The sequence below is a fragment of the Vibrio sp. 704 genome, assembly GCF_033339295.1.
Window position 1 is genome coordinate 1 of record NZ_JAWOUH010000647.1, and the last position, 616, is coordinate 616.

Annotated in this window: 1 protein-coding gene; it reads right to left on the reverse strand. The window is 49.2% G+C overall.

From position 1 onward, the window contains the following. A partial coding sequence (locus tag R7R24_RS28285) for a response regulator (protein WP_318120393.1) occupies positions 1-265 on the reverse strand: 265 nt, incomplete at its 3' end. Positions 266-616: the final 351 nt, after the last annotated feature.

Here is a 616-nt window from a genome sequence, read left to right on the forward strand (position 1 = left end):
CGGTCAACACCAAAACCGGCGTCCAATCTTGCTGCTGGCGCAAGTGATGGCAGATATCTAAACCATCACCATCGGGTAAACCTCTGTCGAGGATCACCAAATCAAACGACTGCTGCTGATAAGTATTTCTACCCGCTGCAACGCTGGATTCTCGACTGACTTGATGCCCCTGAAACTTGAGATGCATTTGAACCAGTTCGGCCAAGTCATCATCATCTTCAATCAACAATATGTTCGCCACCACGTTGGTTGTATGCCGTTCCATAGTCCTTTCCTTGCCTGGGAGACGTCTCATTCTGCAAATGACCGGAACGGAGCGGTATTTCTTTCAACAAGGTCAGCTTTCAACAAGGTCAAAAAGTGCTCTGGTGGTGGAATGAGGGATAAAAGCATGAACAAACACTTTTAGGAAAGGATCCGCCACCAGAGCAGATGAGTTATTCAACGCGCGTGATCGTGACCTTCGCTCCAGGATTTAGAAAACGATGGTTTGCCGACAAGGTTGAATCCGCCAGTCCATCATCATGGCTGATGACGCCAGCGTGAAACGCGACCGCATCATTCATATCGTTTCGAGTTGAGTTAAATCCTTCTCCGCCACCCGCAGGGCCGGGAA